Raw genomic sequence first — 15,779 nt, forward strand, 5'->3', positions numbered from 1 at the left:
TGTAAGAGTTTTGCGTGGGTGGAATTTAAAAGTAACTGGTCGTGAGAGCGCAGCGTTATAAAGAGGCGTTTTCGGATTGCCCGGGTGTTTAACTTCCTACTTTTCTGTTGAACGAGTAAGGCGTGATTGGCGTATGAGTTCATTCAGCTCAAGGTGGCTTAACGGCTTCGACAAATAGCCAAGTAATGGAAAGTTGCGTCGGGATGCCTGGGCCATCAGGTGTTCCAGTTCATTGACGGGCAGGCCGCTGAGCAATATCGCGGACCTTATAAAGCCTCTGCGGTTGGCAATTTCAATCAACTCCAGCCCTGGCAAGTCGGGCAAACATTGATCACAGAGCAGAATATCGAATGGCACGTCGGTTTGTGTCATCAGCCGCATTGCCTGTTCTGCATTCTCGGCCAGTGCCAGGTCGTGGTAGCCATAGTTTCGTAGCAGGCATTGGGTGGCCAGCAATTGAAAGGGGTGATCCTCCACCAACAGGATGCGAAGTTGTTCGAGCATGGTTTTTTCCATGGAATGGACAAGAGCCCTGAAGACGCTCCACCAGGGCGTGTAGTAAGAAGTTAATGGGCCCGCCAGCTATCGGGCGCAGGAGCAGGTCGAAAGACTGCGGTCAGGGCGCGCGATTATTCATCGCGGCGGGGAAGAACTTCGATCAGGCCGCTCTGTTCCGTGCGTAGGGCGATTCTTTGAAAAGGCGCCCTGGCCATCAGCCAGGGCTCCGATTTATTGCGGGCTGGAGCGGCCGGTCATCTCGCGGGCCATCTCGCTGGCGTAGCTGTCAGTCATGCCGGCGATAAAGTCGATCATGCGCAGGAAGGACGCGTGCAATGACCAGGAAGGGTCCGGGGCGCTATTGCCCAGCAGGTCGAGGATGCGTCGGTTCTTGAACGACGGGGTGCGACCGCCATGTTGTTCCAGGGCCGCGCCGCAGAAGGCATTCAAGAGGATTTCCAGGGTGGTGTAGGCGCCGATCTCATGCAGGGTCTTGCGCTTGTCCTGGAAAATCTTCTTGCGGGCCATGTCCTTGGCATCCAGCACGCAGCGCTTGGCCGGGCCGTGCATATGTTCCACCAGGTCCCCCGGCAGGGTGCCGGCCAGCAGCGCGTCCTGTTGTTCGACGAACGCCCGGGCCGCGGCGTTGGTCAGGTGTTCGATGGCCTTGCCTCGCAGGATCGCCAGCTTGCGTCGCCGGGAATCCAGCGGGCCGAGTTGCCGATAGGTTTGCGGCAAGTCGTCGCCCACCAGGTCCAGCAGCAGTGACTCGACCTCGGCGTATTCCAGCAGCTCCATTTCCAGGCCGTCTTCGAGGTCGATCAACGCGTAGCAGATATCGTCGGCCGCCTCCATCAGGTACACCAGCGGGTGCCGGGCCCAGCGTTGTTCTTCCAACTGCGGCAAGCCGAGCTTCTGGGCGATCTGCTCCAGGATCGGCAGTTCGCTCTGGTAGCAGCCGAACTTGTGTTTCTTGTAGCCCAGGGAGTCGGCGTGGCGGGCGGTCCAGGGGTATTTCAGGTAGGTGCCCAAGGTGGCGTAGGTCAGGCGGGTGCCACCATCAAACTGGTGGTATTCCAGTTGCGTGAGTACCCGGAAGCCCTGGGCATTGCCTTCGAAATTGAGGAAGTCATTGCGTTCGGCGCTGCTCATGTCATCCAGCCAGCCACGGCCTGAAGCTTGCTGGAACCAGTGCCGGATCGCGTCCTCGCCGGAATGGCCGAAGGGTGGGTTGCCGATGTCATGGGCCAGGCAGGCCGACTGCACCACCATGCCCAGGTCGCTCGGGTCGCACCAGTCGGGCAGGGCACTGCGGATGGTCTCGCCTACGCGCATGCCCAGGGATCGTCCCACGCAACTGACTTCCAGGGAGTGGGTCAGCCGGGTGTGGATGTGATCGTTGCTGGTCACCGGGTGCACTTGCGTCTTGCGGCCCAGGCGGCGAAACGCACCGGAAAAGATGATGCGGTCATGGTCTTTGTGAAACGGACTGCGCCCCAGTTCTTCCGGGCTGTGCAGGGGTTTTCCAAGGCGTTCGCGGGTAAGCAGGGTGGGCCAATCCAAGGCGGGTACTCTCCGTGCGGTGAATGACGGCTCCCAGCTTCCCGGTTCAGCCAGGCCTTCGCAAGCGAAAAACTACAGGCCGGCGGCGTCGATATCGATTAACAGCAGGCGCTGACCATTATCAAAGAATTGTCCGGCAGTCAGGCAGTACTGGTTGGTCGTGGCATCGCGATAGGTTGAGGACAGGGTCAGCCGCCGCTCCTCCCAACCTTCGGCCAGCAAATGATAAAAATACGGACGCCATGACCAGTTGTGGCCCAGGTAGCGGCTGTCGGCTTGCCAGGCGCCCTGGTGCCATTCGAAGTTGGGTGTCAGTTGCGTGCCATGCCGGTCGCACTGGTAAAAACGCAGCAGCCAGGGAAACGCCGGCAATTGCGGCAGCTGGCTCAGCGGTGCGCGGGTGTGGGCCCAGGTTTGCAGGATCTGCATCAGCTCCGCCAGTTGCTGGCGCAGTTGCATGATCCGGCCACGTTCGGCGAGCTTCTGTTGGACATAGCCGGTGCGCAACTGGGCGAAGCGCGGCACGAATGCGTCGGTGTCGAACCAGTCCAGTTGGGCCTGGGCGAACAGGTAGCCCTGGACATAACGCGAACCGCATTCCAGGGCGAAATTCAGTTGGGCCTCGGTTTCCACCCCTTCGGCGATGATCCAGCAGCCGGTTTTTTCCGCCATTTGCGCCAGTGCCCGTACCACCTCACCGCTCGGGCCACCGCGGGCCGCGGCCTGGAACAGGCGCATGTCCAGCTTGAGAATGTCCGGCTGCAAGGCCAGCACCCGGTCCAGCTGCGAATAGCCGGCGCCGAAGTCATCAATGGCAATCCGCGCGCCGGCCTCGCGGTAGCGCTCGACGACTTCGGCCAGGCGCAGGATATCGCCGCCCAGTTCAGTGATCTCGAACACGATGCGGCGCGGGTCGACGTTATGCAGTTGCAATTGCTTCAGGCTCGGCAGCGCCTGGCCCGGGCGCAGGCGGGTGATCCAGCGTGGCGAGATATTCAGGCTGAGGAACCACTCTTGCGGGGCTTCATGCAGGCGGCTCAGGGCATTGTCACGGATCTGCCGGTCCAGGCGGCGCAAGGCCACCGAGGGCGTGCGCGGGTCGGCGAACAGCGGACCCACCGAGCGCAGTTGGCCATTCGCCTGGCGTAGGCGGCCCAGGGCTTCTACGCCGGCGATGCGGCCGGTGGCGGTGTCGATGAATGGCTGGAAGCAGGCGAGCGGTTGCCCGTCGATCACGGGGCCTCCTTAAAAGATCGGAAATAAAAAAGGCCCGGCCCTCAATGGAGAGGGCCGGGCCTGATCTGTTTGCAAGAATGCAGCCAGCACGCTCAACTTTTGCGCGAAGCACCTTGCATGGCCAGTTTGATCAGCGGGATCAGGCCGGCACCCAGCCGCACCAGGCGGGTCATGGTGCCGATTCCGCCGCCCTTGGCGCCTTTGCCGGTGAGAAACCCCAGCAGCGTCACCACGCCCACGCCCCACAGCGGCGCGTGCTTGATGCCAAAACCGTCCTGCCAGCTCTGGCCCATGTTGCGGACCTTTTGCAGCGGCAGCATCAGTTGCTGGGACTCGTGACGGATTTCCTGGCGGTGCATTTCCATGCGCAGGCGGATCAACGCCTTGCGCATTTCTCGCCGGGAAGTGTTTTGCGGCAATTCAGTCATGCTCATGGCAGCAGGCGCTCCCGGTCGTTGGCCAGCTCTTCGAGGGTGGCGTGGAACGGCGTGGACTCATCGAACACCGCCGCCTTCAGGCGCAACCCGCAGAATGCTGCGGCCAGTATGTAGAACACACACAGGCTGATAATCCCGGTCAGGCGGTAGGTATCCCACACCAGAATCATCACCAGCGCCGACAAACCCACCAGCAACAGCAAGGCAAACACCAGCGCCAGGCCGGCGAACAGCAACAGGCTGACGGTCCGGGCTTTCTGCTCCTGCAACTCGATGCCGAACAGCTCGACATGGCTGTGCAGCAAACCCAGGACAGCCGCGCCCAGGCGCCGTGAAGTAGAACTTGGGCCCGTGGAAGAGCCGGATTCGCCGATAGACATGATTAGCGCCTTGTAGCCAGCAGGCCGATCAAAAAGCCCACGCCGGCCGCAATGCCGACGGACTGCCAGGGGTTGGCCTGCACATAGTCTTCAGTGGCCGTGACCGCCGCCTGGCCGCGTTCGCGCAGGGAGTCCTCGGTCAGTTGCAGTGTTTCACGGGCCTTGAGCAGGCTTTCGTGAATCTTGCTGCGAAGCTCGTCAGCCTGGTCACCGGCGAGGATCGCAGTGTCGTCCAGCAGCTTCTCGGTATCGCTGACCAGGGTTTGAAAATCCGCCATCAGTATTTCTTGAGCAGTCTTTGCCGTTTTTCTGGCCATGGTTATCTCCGTGAGTGGCTGGTCTGTTTACTTCTGGTTTCGAGTCACCGGTGTCGGTGAAGGTTCACTGCAATTGTCTGGTACAGCTTTTGCTTTGCCTTGGTGCGCGGCCCCGGGGCCTTGCGCTGAATCCGGGCGGTTGGGGCTCAAACCCTGAAAAACCTTACCCTAAATAACTAAAACTCGCGGAAAAACCCTGTCGGATTCTGCCTTTTTCAATGATCGCTGCGCCAAAGCGGTTCACGGCCTCAAACGAGGGTCGGATCGTTGGTGCCAATTTAGTGCGCATCATGAAGGTCATGAACTGCTTTGGTGCTTTTTCCTGCATGTGCAGGCCTGCCATCCTCCATGGAAAATTTGCAAAGCGCGGTGGACACCCTCGTCCACAGCTCCAACACGCTGTTCATTCTGATTGGTGCGGTCATGGTCCTGGCCATGCACGCCGGCTTTGCCTTCCTGGAAGTCGGCACGGTGCGCCAGAAGAACCAGGTCAATGCCCTGTCGAAAATCCTCAGCGACTTCGCGATTTCCACACTGGCCTATTTCTTTATAGGCTATTGGATCTCCTACGGCGTGACCTTCATGCAACCGGCGGCGGTGATCAGCGCCGACCACGGCTACGGCCTGGTGAAGTTCTTCTTCCTGCTGACCTTCGCGGCGGCGATCCCGGCGATCATTTCCGGGGGAATCGCCGAGCGTGCACGTTTTGTTCCGCAACTGTGTGCCACTGCGTTGATCGTAGCCTTCATCTATCCGTTTTTCGAAGGCATTGTGTGGAACGGCAACTACGGCCTGCAAGCCTGGTTGCTGGCCACCTTCGGCGCCAGCTTCCATGACTTTGCCGGCAGCGTCGTGGTGCACGCCATGGGCGGCTGGCTGGCGCTGGCGGCGGTGCTGTTGCTGGGGCCAAGGCAGGGGCGTTATCGGGAAGGGCGCCTGGTGGCGTTCGCGCCGTCGAGCATTCCATTTCTCGCGTTGGGCTCGTGGATCTTGATCGTCGGCTGGTTCGGCTTCAACGTCATGAGTGCGCAAACCCTGTCCGGGGTCAGCGGGCTGGTGGCGGTCAATTCGTTGATGGCGATGGTCGGTGGCACGGTAGCGGCATTGGTGATCGGGCGTAACGACCCAGGCTTCTTGCACAACGGTCCATTGGCCGGGTTGGTGGCGATCTGTGCCGGTTCCGACCTTATGCACCCGGTGGGCGCGTTGGTGACCGGCGTGGTGGCGGGCGGCTTGTTCGTCTGGTTCTTCATTGCCGCCCAGGATCGCTGGAAGATCGACGATGTGCTGGGTGTATGGCCGTTGCACGGGCTGTGCGGCGTGTGGGGCGGGATTGCCTGCGGGATCTTCGGCCAGACCGCCCTGGGCGGTTTGGGCGGCGTCAGTCTGATCAGCCAGTTGATCGGCACCGCGCTGGGTGTGGTGGTGGCGCTGGCCGGTGGCTTCCTGGTATATGGCGTGATCAAACGCGTGCATGGCCTGCGCTTGAGTCAGGAAGAGGAGTATTACGGCGCGGATTTGTCGATCCACAAGATTGGCGCGGTCAGTCAGGATTGAGGGGCGCGTCCCCTTCGTTCTGGTTGCAGCCATGTAACAGGCGGTACCGGCTCTGGCGCACTTCATCGACACGGCCTTGCACCTGCTGCTCCGACAACCCCAGCAGGATCAACGCATGGGAGGCGAGCATCAGGCTCGACTCCAGCAACTCGGGCACCACTTCAGTGGCGCCGGCGGCTTTCAGTTCGGCCAGCTGACTGTCGTCGCGGGTGCGTACCAGGATCGGCACGGTCAGGTTGATCCGCCGCGCTTCGTTGAGCACGGCCAGGGCGACGTCGCTGTTGTCCACCGCGATCACCACCAGGCGCGCACGTTCCAGGCCGACCGCGCTGAGCAGGGCGCCACGGCGGCAGTCGCCGTAATGCACGGCGCTGTCTTCGGTAGAAGCGTCCTGGACTCGCTCCGGGTCGTCATCAAGGGCAATGAACGCCTGTTGTTCACGGTGCAGGAAGCGCCCGATGGACTGGCCAACCCGGCCGTAGCCGCAGATCACCGCGTGGTCGCGCAGCTCGGCATTCAGGGCCGTAATCTCTTCAAGCTGTACTTGCTGGTTGGGCTTGCGGTGCAGGCGCAGGGCAATCGCGGGTGCAGCCCTGAGCAACAGCGGAGTCAATAGCATCGAGCAGAAGGTGGCAGCCAGCAGCAGGCCGCTGATGTCGGCGGGCATCAGGCGGCTTTGCTGCATTTGCGCCATCAAGGCGAAACAGAACTCGCCGCCCTGGGCCAGCGCCAGGCCGCTGCGCCATGCGGTTTCACCGTCGCTGCCGCGCAGTTGCACCAATAGCGCGACCACACAGCCTTTGATCAACATCAGCGTGAGGGTCAGGCCGAGAATCAACAGGCTATGACTGACGAACAGTTGCAGGTCGATCAGCATGCCGATGCTGACAAAAAACAGTCCCAGCAGGATGTCGCGAAACGGCCGGATATCGGCTTCGATCTGATGGCGGTAATGGCTTTCCCCCAGCAGCATGCCGGCGAGAAACGCACCGAGTGCCGGGGACAAGCCCAGCAAGTGGGTCAGCCAGGCGGTGAGCAGTACGATCACCAGTGCCAGCAGCACGAACAATTCGGCCGAATGGGACGCCGCCACCTCACGGAACAAACGCGGCAGCAACCAGCGGCTGGCCAGCAGCAGGCCAAGGAACAGCACCACGGTTTTGCCCAGGGTCAGTGGCAATGCCCAGTACCAGGCTTGCTCGCTGTTACCGGCGAACACTGGCACGAGGGTCAGCAGCAATACGGCCACTACATCCTGGAACAGCAATACCCCAATCGCATTCTGGCCATGGCTGCTGAAGATTTCGCCGAGGCTGGTCAGCTCCTTGCTGACGATGGCGGTGGACGACAGTGCCAGTCCAGCACCGAGCAACAGCGCGGTCGTCGGCGACAGGCCGAACAGTGCCAGCAAACCGCCCAGCAGCAACCCGCAGCACAGTACCTGCAGGCTGCCCAAGCCAAACACCACCCGGCGCAGGCTGAGCATTTTGTTGAGAGAAAACTCCAGGCCCAGGGAAAACAGCAGGAACACCACACCCAGTTCGGCAAGGTCTGGCAACTCTTCGCTGTCATTGACCCAGTCGAGGGCGGTGGGGCCCACGGCCAGGCCAACACACAGATAGCCCAGCACCGGCGGCAGTTGCAGGCGACGAAACAGCGCAATCACCACCAGGGAGGAGGCCAGGATAATCAGCAGGTTGGCAAACACATGCAGCTCCATTGCAGGTATTACGGGAAAAAAGTCGCGAGAGTCGCTGAATCAGTTATACGCCATGCTGATCTGGGTCAGGCTTTTGCAGTGTCCCGACGCTGTTAGAATAGGCACCTGATTCTTCTCGGACCCTTTGCCATGCTTCCTGAATGTCAGTTGTTCGGCACCCTGGGCTGCCATCTGTGTGAGTTTGCCGAAGCCGAAATCATGCCGTTGGTCGAACACGGCCTGCTGGTGGAGTTGGTGGATATCGCCGATTCCGAGGCCCTGTATGAAGCCTACGGCCTGCGGATTCCGGTGCTGCGCCGGGTAGACACGGGCGCGGAGCTGGAGTGGCCGTTCGACAAAGCGCAGGTAGTGAACTTTCTTAGCTAGCACTCGGCGATGGCGAGTTCCCGATTATTCGGTTACTGTATGTTTGTACAGCGATTGAATGAGAGGGAACGCCCGTGGTGAATGTTGAACAACTGAAAAGCAGCGTCAATCGCATGTCCGCCGACGTCGTGCGTGACGCGGTGAACGAGCTGCGCCTCGATGGCCTGGTCACGGAAGGCAAGACGCCGTTTAACAAAGTGCATTTCAACACCTGCTTTGCCGAGATCGAGGCGCTGTTCCAGCGCGCGGGTTATCACAAGCAGCTGGATGTGGTGGGTTACCAGGGCTTGCTGTATGCGCTTTACGACCCGGGCCGCTGGGAAGCGGTGGATGTGCTGCGCTGGCTCAAGGAATTCACCGAGGCGGCCAGTGCGTCACCGGTGTTGCGCGCGGAATTGGCCAAGGCCTGAATCTGTGCTGGGCCTGATCCGGCTGCATGCGGGATAATGCGCGCCTGTATGTCCACGTCTTGAGCCTGCCATGTCCGTTTTTTCCGCTGCCCAGCACCAAGCCAGCACCTTGTACCTGCCGCCAGGCGCCTGGGCCACCGTGCTGGATTGCCTGTGTGAGCACTTCCAGGCCATCAGCCGTGAGCAATGGCTGGACCGCATCGCCCGGGGCAGGGTGCTGGACATCAATGGCACTCCCATCAATCAGGACCTCGCCTACCGCGAAGGCCTGTGCATCTACTACTTTCGCGAAGTACCGAACGAGAAAGTAATCCCGGTGCAGGAGACGATCCTGTACGCCGATGAACACCTGGTGGTAGCCGACAAGCCGCATTTCCTGCCGGTCACGCCTGCCGGTGAATACGTCGAGCAGACCCTGTTGCGGCGTTTGATCCGTCGCCTGGACAACCCGGCGCTGGTGCCGCTGCATCGCATTGATCGGCATACCGCAGGGCTGGTGTTGTTTTCGGCCAACCCCCAGACGCGCTCGGCGTATCAACAGCTGTTTCCCACGCGCAAGATCGACAAGTTCTACGAAGCCATTGCCCCTGCATTGCCTGGGCTGACCTTTCCGCTGGTGCACAAAAGCCGGCTGGTGGATGGCGAGCCGTTCTTTCGCATGCAGGAAGGCGCGGGGGCGAGCAACACCGAGACGGCGGTCGAGGTGCGGGAAAAGAATGGCGACCTGTGGCGCTATGGCCTGTTTCCGGTGACCGGCAAGAAGCATCAGTTGCGGGTGCACATGACGGCCCTGGGCGCGAGTATCTGCAACGATCCGTTCTACCCCGACGTTATCAAGGATGCCGAGGACGACTACGCCAACCCGCTCAAGCTGCTGGCCCAGGGGGTGCGTTTCATCGACCCGGTCACCGGCCTTGAGCGCGACTTTCGCAGCGAGATCAGCCTGGACTGGTAAACCCCAGCAACGAAAAAGCCCGCATTACGCGGGCTTTTTTGTATCTGGCGTTAAGACTTACAGGTCTTTAACGGTGCGAACCTGATCCTTGTTGATCTGGGTGCGCTTGCCATCCAGCTGTTCGAATTCGTAGAAGCCGGTGGACTTGTCGAATTTAGGAGTGTCGACGGCCTGGATTTCGCGACCGTCATTCAGGGTGATCACTGTCGGCGAGGCGCAACCGGCAAGGGTAGCGAGGCCCAGTGCAAGCATGAGAGCGGCGATGGTCCGTTGAGTCATGAGTTTGTCTCCGAGAGAATGCTTTGTTGAGTACTGACCTTGTGACGTGTGTAACGTCGGCAAAGTTCCTTGTTCGACGCTCATTCTGACACGCTGGGCGGGCGGTGCAACAACTCCGGTGTATTGAGGTTGGCCAGGCGCGGATCGTCGGCGGGGCAATCCAGGGCCTTGGCCCCCAGCGCCTGCATGATCTGGCGCGGGCTGCGCTCGCCGGCTGCCCAGGCCCGTTCGAAGGGCTCGCGCAGCGAAGTGGGGATCACGCAGAGCAGCGGTTCCCAGAAATCGCCGTGGCGCACCATCACCGGCAGCAACGGGTTTTGCTGCGCCGTGCTGCGCAGGTCGGCGAGCAACCGTGCATCGATCTGCGGCACATCGCACGGCAATACCAGCAGATGCCCATGCTGCGCCACCGCCAGTCCTGCGCGAATGCCGGCCAGTGGCCCGGGAAAGTCGGGGCTGTCATCGCCGACCAATTGATCGGCGTAGGCCGCGTACTGCGCCTGGTTGCGATTGCAGGAGATGATCAGGTCGTCGGTCAACGGCCGCACCAGGCGATGCAGGTGCGCGATCAGCGGCTGCCCGTGCCAGTCCAGCAGGCCCTTGTCGAGGCCGCCCATGCGCTGGCCACGACCGCCGGCCAGCAAAAGGATCGAGCAGGGCAGTGGGGAAGAATGGCTTGGCATGACGGCTCCTGCGGGCAGTGAAATGGGGGGCTGTGATATAACATCGGGCTGTTCCTTCGACAACCGGACCGAGCCATGAAAGCCAAGGCTGATGCGCCCTTTGTACCCCTGAATATCGCTGTATTGACGGTCAGCGACACCCGCACCCTGGAAACCGACACCTCGGGCCAGGTCTTCGTCGACCGCCTGACCGCCGCCGGTCACCTGCTGGCCGAGCGAGTTTTGCTTAAAGATGATCTGTACAAAATCCGTGCGCAAGTGGCGCACTGGATTGCCGAAGACGTGGTGCAGGTGGTGTTGATCACCGGCGGCACCGGCTTCACCGGCCGCGACAGCACCCCGGAAGCGGTGAGCTGCCTGCTGGATAAGCAGGTGGATGGTTTCGGCGAACTGTTCCGGCAAATCTCCGTGGCCGATATCGGCACCTCCACCGTGCAATCCCGTGCCCTGGCCGGCCTGGCCAACGGCACACTGGTGTGCTGCCTGCCGGGCTCCACCAACGCGGTGCGCACCGGTTGGGACGGGATTCTCGCCGAGCAACTGGATAACCGTCACCGCCCGTGCAACTTCGTCCCGCATTTGAAGCAGGCCGAGCCCTGTGAATCCCGTGGGTAAGCCGGGCAAGACCGGCGCGTTGATGCCGGTGGAAGACGCCCTCGAACAATTGCTGGCGATGGCCGAGGCAGCGCCGATTCGCGAGCCGGAAACGTTGCCGCTGGCCGAGTGTGATGGTCGGGTGCTGGCCCAGGCGTTGATCTCCACGCTGGACTTGCCGCCCTGGCCCAACAGCGCCATGGACGGATACGCCCTGCGCCTGGCGGACTGGACCGGTGAGCCACTGGCAGTCAGCCAGCGCATTTTTGCGGGCACGGCACCCGAGCCCTTGGCTGCCGGTACCTGCGCGCGGATCTTCACCGGAGCCCCGGTACCGGAGGGCGCGAACTGCGTCGAGATGCAGGAAAACGCCGTGGTCCATGCCGATCAGCGGGTGAGCTTCACCGAAGCGTTGCAGGTGGATCAAAACATCCGTCCCCAAGGCCAGGAAACCACGGTGGGCGAGTGGGTGTTGCCAGCAGGTACACGCCTGGGCCCGATCGAGTTGGGCCTGGCGGCTTCACTGGGTCGTGATCGGCTGGAGGTGGTACGACGCGCCCGCGTGGCCGTGCTGTCCACCGGTGACGAGTTGATCGAGCCGGGCCTGCCGCTGGGCCCCGGGCAGATCTACAACAGTAATCGCCGGGTGCTGTGCAGCTGGCTGGAGCGCCTGGGCTGCGAAGTGGTGGACGCCGGGATCCTGCCGGATGACCTGGAACAAACCCGCGAACGCCTGGGCGCATTGGGCTCGGTAGACCTGATTCTGTCCACCGGCGGTGTGTCGGTGGGGGAGGCGGATTTTCTCGGGATTGCACTGCGGGAAGAGGGCGAACTGGCGCTGTGGAAGCTGGCAATCAAGCCGGGCAAGCCGCTGACGTTCGGGCATTTCCGTGGTGTACCGGTGATCGGTTTGCCGGGCAATCCGGCGTCGACGCTGGTGACCTTTGCCTTGCTGGCGCGGCCTTACCTGTTGCGCCGCCAGGGCGTGGAAGACGTGCAGCCGCTGCGCATTGAAGTGCCCGTGGGATTTGTCTGGCCCAAGCCGGGGAATCGCCGCGAGTATTTGCGCGGGCGGCTGGAGCAGGGCAAGGCGATCATCTACCGCAACCAGAGCTCGGGTGTGCTGCGTAGCGCGGCGTGGGCCGAAGGTTTGGTAGAAGTGCTGGAGGGGACGACGCTGGAGATCGGTGACCGGGTCAACTTCATTCCGCTGAGTGAAGTGTTGAACTGAGCCCGACCTATCAAACAATGAAGATCAAAATGTGGGAGCGGGCTTGCTCGCGAAAGCGGTGGATCAGTCACCCGATGTATTGACTGACCCTCTGCATTCGCGAGCAAGCCCGCTCCCACATTTGATTTGTGTTCATCCTGCAATTACGGCAAGTCGCGACTCGCGTAAAACGCACTCAACACCTTCACCAGGTGCGCCAGGTCGTGGCTGCCGCACAGCTCGCGAATCGAGTGCATAGCAAACGTCGGCAAGCCGATATCCACGGTGCGCACGCCCAGGTGGCTGGCGGTGATCGGGCCGATGGTCGAGCCGCAACCCATGTCGCTGCGAACCACAAAGCTCTGCACCGGCACTTCTTCGGCCATGCACAGGTGGCGGAAGAACCCGGCGGTTTCGCTGTTGGTGGCGTAGCGCTGGTTGCTGTTGACCTTGATCACCGGGCCGGCATTGAGTTTCGGGCCGTGGTTGGCGTCGTGCTTCTCGGCGTAGTTGGGGTGCACGCCGTGGGCGTTGTCGGCAGACACCAACAGCGACTTCTGGATAGTGCGTACGAACTCATCACCCTCGGGCAGCAGGCGACGCAGGGTCTGCTCCAGCATCGGGCCGTCGGCACCACAGGCGGAGCACGAGCCGACTTCTTCGTGGTCGTTGCAGACCAGCACGCAGGTTTCATCGGTTTCGGCGGTGAGCAGGGCTTGCAGGCCGGCGTAGCACGACAGCAGGTTGTCGAGGCGGGCACCGGCGATAAAGTCGCCATTGAGGCCGATCACGGCCGCGCTCTGGGTGTCGTAGAAGCTCAGCTCATAGTCGAGCACCACATCGGCGTTCAACCCGTGTTCACGAGCCAGTTGCTCGGTCAGCACTGCGCGGAAGTCCACGCGCTCGTCACCGGCGAACTGCGCAAGGATCGGCGGCAGTTCGGTCTGGGCATTGATCGCCCAACCCTGGTTGGCTTCGCGGTTCAGGTGAATGGCCAGGTTGGGGATGATCGCGATGGGCAGCTTGAAGTCGATCAACTGGCTTTCGACCTTGCCGTCGCGGCGGAAAGTGACGCGGCCGGCCAGGGACAGATCGCGGTCGAACCACGGCGCCAGCAGCGCGCCGCCGTACACTTCCACACCCAGTTGCCAGAAGCCCTGGCGTTGCAGTTCAGGCTGTGGCTTGACCCGCAGGCACGGGCTGTCGGTGTGGGCGCCGACCAGGCGGATGCCGCCTTGCAGGGGCGAGTGGCGGCCGAGTTTGAAGGCGATGATCGAGGAGTCGTTGCGGGTCACGTAATAGCGCCCGTTGGCCTCGGTGGTCCAGGTCTCGCGCTCGTCAAGACGCTGGAAACCGGCCGCTTCCAGGCGCTGTGCAAGGGCGGCGGTGGCATGGAACGGGGTAGGGGAGGCCTTGAGGAAGTCGATCAGGCCTTGGTTCAACTCTTCGCGCATAAGTAGCTCCAGACAGCAATGGCGCGAGTTTACCGTCCGACGGGATAAGTGCACAGAACAAATGTGGGAGCGGGCTTGCTCGCGAATGCGGTGTGTCAGTCGCCGAATGAGCTAACTGATCCACCGCATTCGCTAGCAAGCCCGCTCCCACATTTTAATTGCGTTTACAGGTTAAAACGGCGCGGGGCACTCGAAGCGCAGGCGCTCGCCGCTCTGGGGATGGGTGAAGCCCAGCATGCTGGCGTGCAGGCACAGACGTGGCCAGGCAGCCAAGGCCTGTTCGTGGGCGTACAAGCCATCGCCCAGCAACGGATGCCCGATGGACAGCATATGCACGCGCAGTTGATGGGAGCGGCCGGTGATCGGTGTCAGCTCAACCCGACACCAGTCGCCGCAACGCTCCAGGACTTTCCAGAAGGTCAGCGCGTTCTTGCCGAACTCGTGGTCCACCACGTGCCGTGGCTTGGTCGGTGGGTCGTAGCGCAAGGGCAAGTCGATGCTGCCGCTGTCCAGTTCCGGTTGGCCCCAGCAGAGTGCGGTGTAGGCCTTTTCGGTTTCCCGGTCATGAAACTGGCGGGACAGTTCACGGTGGGTATCCGCGTCTCGGGCCAGCAGGATGATCCCGGACGTTTCCCAGTCCAGGCGATGGACGATGCGGGCTTCAGGGTAGCCGTTTTCCTGCAGGCGGGTGATCAGGCAGTCCTTGTTGTCGTCGGCGCGACCGGGCACCGAGAGCAGCAGGGTAGGCTTGTTCACCACCAGGACAGCAGCGTCCTGATGAAGGATATGGACATTGGACAACGGCATTAAAACAGCCTCGTAACAAACGCCAACGGCGGCTCGCTCACCCGGCCCCGTGAGGGGAGCCAGGTAACCGAGCCGCCGTGGCGACCGCCTTTTCGATCAACGATCAGGCAGGGTGATATTGAGTTCCAGAATCGAGCAGCTGCCGTCATTTTCCAGGGCGACATGCACGTCATCGTTACCGATGTTGACGTACTTGCGGATCACTTCCACCAGTTCCTTCTGCAGGGCTGGCAGGTAATCCGGGGTGCTGCGTTGGCCGCGTTCGTGCGCCACGATGATCTGTAGACGCTCTTTCGCTACCGACGCGGTACTTGGCTTTTTGTTGGCGCGAAAGAAGTCGAGAAATTTCATTGTTTAGTTGCCTCCAAAGATACGCTCGAAGAATCCCTTCTTCTTAACATCGAGGAAGCGATGTTCCACGGTCTTGCCCAGCAAGCGATCTACCGCATCGCTGTACGCCTGGCCGGCGTCGCTCTGGTCGTCAAGAATCACCGGCACACCTTGGTTGGATGCCTTCAGGACGGCCTGGGATTCCGGGATCACACCCAGCAGGGTCACGGCGAGGATTTCCTTCACGTCTTCAACGCCGAGCATTTCGCCATTGCTGACGCGCTCAGGGTTGTAGCGGGTCAGCAGCAGGTGTTCCTTGATCGGATCTTCACCTTTCTCGGCGCGCTGGGACTTGCTGGCCAGCAGGCCGAGCATGCGGTCCGAGTCACGTACCGAGGAGACTTCAGGGTTGGTCACGACGATGGCTTCGTCGGCGAAGTACATCGCCAGGTGAGCACCGGTCTCGATACCCGCCGGGGAATCGCACACCACGTATTCGAAGGTTTCCTTCAGTTCGGCGAGGACCTTGCCCACGCCTTCCTTGGTCAGCGCGTCTTTGTCGCGGGTCTGGCTGGCGGCCAGTACATACAGGTTCTCAAGGCGCTTGTCCTTGATCAGGGCCTGTTGCAGGTTGGCTTCGCCATTGACGACGTTGACGAAGTCGTAAACCACGCGGCGTTCACAGCCCATGATCAGGTCGAGGTTACGCAAGCCGACGTCGAAGTCGACGATAACTGTCTTGTGGCCGCGCAGAGCGAGGCCGGTACCGATAGCGGCGCTGGTGGTGGTCTTACCCACACCACCCTTGCCGGATGTAACCACGAGAATCTTGGCCAAGGTGTTTCACCCCTAAGGAAAAAGGACTTTTTAGTCCCTGAAAAACATCTCTTGTCACTCGCTGCAGGCGGGCAGCTCTTGTAGGAGAAAGCACGGTTTGCCTGGGCAAACCCCACCTTAAAATTATTCCTACACAAGTTTTGCCG

Annotated in this window: 19 protein-coding genes; 6 read left to right on the plus strand and 13 right to left on the minus strand. The window is 61.5% G+C overall.

Going from position 1 to position 15,779, the window contains the following annotated elements:
* Positions 1-96: 96 nt before the first annotated feature.
* The 6 genes from HX821_RS10890 to HX821_RS10915 all read right to left on the minus strand — a co-directional run bounded on the left by HX821_RS10890 (position 97) and on the right by HX821_RS10915 (position 4,431).
* A complete protein-coding gene (locus tag HX821_RS10890) occupies positions 97-504 on the minus strand; it encodes a response regulator (RefSeq protein WP_003209073.1) in 408 nt (135 codons plus the stop codon).
* Positions 505-729: 225 nt separating this feature from the next.
* Positions 730-2,061 carry a deoxyguanosinetriphosphate triphosphohydrolase gene (locus HX821_RS10895; protein ID WP_003209075.1) on the minus strand — a complete coding sequence of 444 codons (1,332 nt, stop codon included), beginning with the start codon at positions 2,059-2,061 and terminating at the stop codon, positions 730-732.
* Positions 2,062-2,133: 72 nt separating this feature from the next.
* Positions 2,134-3,297, minus strand: coding sequence for an EAL domain-containing protein (locus HX821_RS10900; RefSeq protein ID WP_003209076.1), 1,164 nt, complete (start codon positions 3,295-3,297; stop codon positions 2,134-2,136).
* A 92-nt stretch (positions 3,298-3,389) separates the two neighbouring features.
* On the minus strand, positions 3,390-3,731 hold the full coding sequence (locus tag HX821_RS10905; RefSeq protein ID WP_008432159.1) for a hypothetical protein: 342 nt from the start codon (positions 3,729-3,731) through the stop codon (positions 3,390-3,392).
* Positions 3,728-4,114, minus strand: a complete 387-nt coding sequence (locus HX821_RS10910; protein WP_003209078.1) for a phage holin family protein — start codon at positions 4,112-4,114, stop codon at positions 3,728-3,730. Before HX821_RS10910 ends, HX821_RS10905 begins: the two co-directional genes overlap by 4 nt.
* A gap of 2 nt (positions 4,115-4,116) precedes the next feature.
* The gene (locus tag HX821_RS10915) at positions 4,117-4,431 is read right to left on the minus strand and encodes a YqjD family protein (protein ID WP_003209080.1); all 315 of its coding nucleotides are present in this window, start codon (positions 4,429-4,431) and stop codon (positions 4,117-4,119) included.
* A gap of 348 nt (positions 4,432-4,779) precedes the next feature.
* On the opposite strand from HX821_RS10915, the gene HX821_RS10920 reads away from it, so the two are divergent.
* A complete protein-coding gene (locus HX821_RS10920; protein WP_177035736.1) occupies positions 4,780-5,988 on the plus strand; it encodes an ammonium transporter in 1,209 nt (402 codons plus the stop codon).
* Here the strand turns inward: HX821_RS10920 and HX821_RS10925 are convergent.
* The gene (locus HX821_RS10925; RefSeq protein WP_177035737.1) at positions 5,975-7,696 is read right to left on the minus strand and encodes a monovalent cation:proton antiporter-2 (CPA2) family protein; all 1,722 of its coding nucleotides are present in this window, start codon (positions 7,694-7,696) and stop codon (positions 5,975-5,977) included. The two genes, HX821_RS10920 and HX821_RS10925, sit on opposite strands and share 14 nt — an antisense overlap.
* Before the next feature lie 141 nt (positions 7,697-7,837).
* Between HX821_RS10925 and HX821_RS10930 the strand changes: the two genes are divergently transcribed.
* From HX821_RS10930 to HX821_RS10940, 3 genes are all read left to right on the plus strand, one after another.
* Positions 7,838-8,074, plus strand: coding sequence for a glutaredoxin family protein (locus HX821_RS10930; RefSeq protein WP_177035738.1), 237 nt, complete (start codon positions 7,838-7,840; stop codon positions 8,072-8,074).
* Positions 8,075-8,148: 74 nt separating this feature from the next.
* Positions 8,149-8,484, plus strand: coding sequence for a hypothetical protein (locus HX821_RS10935; protein WP_003209087.1), 336 nt, complete (start codon positions 8,149-8,151; stop codon positions 8,482-8,484).
* A 70-nt stretch (positions 8,485-8,554) separates the two neighbouring features.
* The gene (locus HX821_RS10940; protein WP_003209088.1) at positions 8,555-9,439 is read left to right on the plus strand and encodes a pseudouridine synthase; all 885 of its coding nucleotides are present in this window, start codon (positions 8,555-8,557) and stop codon (positions 9,437-9,439) included.
* A gap of 57 nt (positions 9,440-9,496) precedes the next feature.
* Here HX821_RS10940 and HX821_RS10945 read toward each other — a convergent pair whose 3' ends face one another.
* Positions 9,497-9,718, minus strand: a complete 222-nt coding sequence (locus HX821_RS10945) for a YgdI/YgdR family lipoprotein (RefSeq protein WP_003209090.1) — start codon at positions 9,716-9,718, stop codon at positions 9,497-9,499.
* 80 nt (positions 9,719-9,798) lie between these two features.
* The gene (gene mobA / locus HX821_RS10950) at positions 9,799-10,401 is read right to left on the minus strand and encodes a molybdenum cofactor guanylyltransferase MobA (RefSeq protein ID WP_177035739.1); all 603 of its coding nucleotides are present in this window, start codon (positions 10,399-10,401) and stop codon (positions 9,799-9,801) included.
* Positions 10,402-10,476: 75 nt separating this feature from the next.
* On the opposite strand from mobA, the gene moaB reads away from it, so the two are divergent.
* Positions 10,477-11,016, plus strand: a complete 540-nt coding sequence (moaB, locus tag HX821_RS10955) for a molybdenum cofactor biosynthesis protein B (RefSeq protein WP_003209092.1) — start codon at positions 10,477-10,479, stop codon at positions 11,014-11,016.
* Positions 11,000-12,226 (plus strand): gephyrin-like molybdotransferase Glp, encoded by a 1,227-nt coding sequence (glp, locus tag HX821_RS10960; protein WP_102606002.1) that lies wholly within the window; start codon positions 11,000-11,002, stop codon positions 12,224-12,226. The genes moaB and glp overlap by 17 nt, the downstream gene beginning before the upstream one ends.
* Positions 12,227-12,369: 143 nt before the next feature.
* On the opposite strand, the gene HX821_RS10965 is transcribed toward glp, so the two are convergent.
* From HX821_RS10965 to minD, 4 genes are all read right to left on the minus strand, one after another.
* Positions 12,370-13,659, minus strand: a complete 1,290-nt coding sequence (locus HX821_RS10965) for a M18 family aminopeptidase (protein ID WP_003209095.1) — start codon at positions 13,657-13,659, stop codon at positions 12,370-12,372.
* Positions 13,660-13,830: 171 nt separating this feature from the next.
* Positions 13,831-14,466, minus strand: coding sequence for an RluA family pseudouridine synthase (locus tag HX821_RS10970; protein WP_003209097.1), 636 nt, complete (start codon positions 14,464-14,466; stop codon positions 13,831-13,833).
* Between the two features lie 96 nt (positions 14,467-14,562).
* Positions 14,563-14,817 (minus strand): cell division topological specificity factor MinE, encoded by a 255-nt coding sequence (minE, locus tag HX821_RS10975; protein WP_003175252.1) that lies wholly within the window; start codon positions 14,815-14,817, stop codon positions 14,563-14,565.
* Positions 14,818-14,820: 3 nt separating this feature from the next.
* Positions 14,821-15,633: a septum site-determining protein MinD gene (gene minD / locus HX821_RS10980; protein WP_003209098.1), complete on the minus strand. Its 813-nt coding sequence runs from the start codon at positions 15,631-15,633 to the stop codon at positions 14,821-14,823.
* Between the last annotated feature and the right edge of the window lie 146 nt (positions 15,634-15,779).

It is taken from the genome of Pseudomonas sp. B6001, assembly GCF_013386015.1.
Lineage (GTDB): Bacteria > Pseudomonadota > Gammaproteobacteria > Pseudomonadales > Pseudomonadaceae > Aquipseudomonas.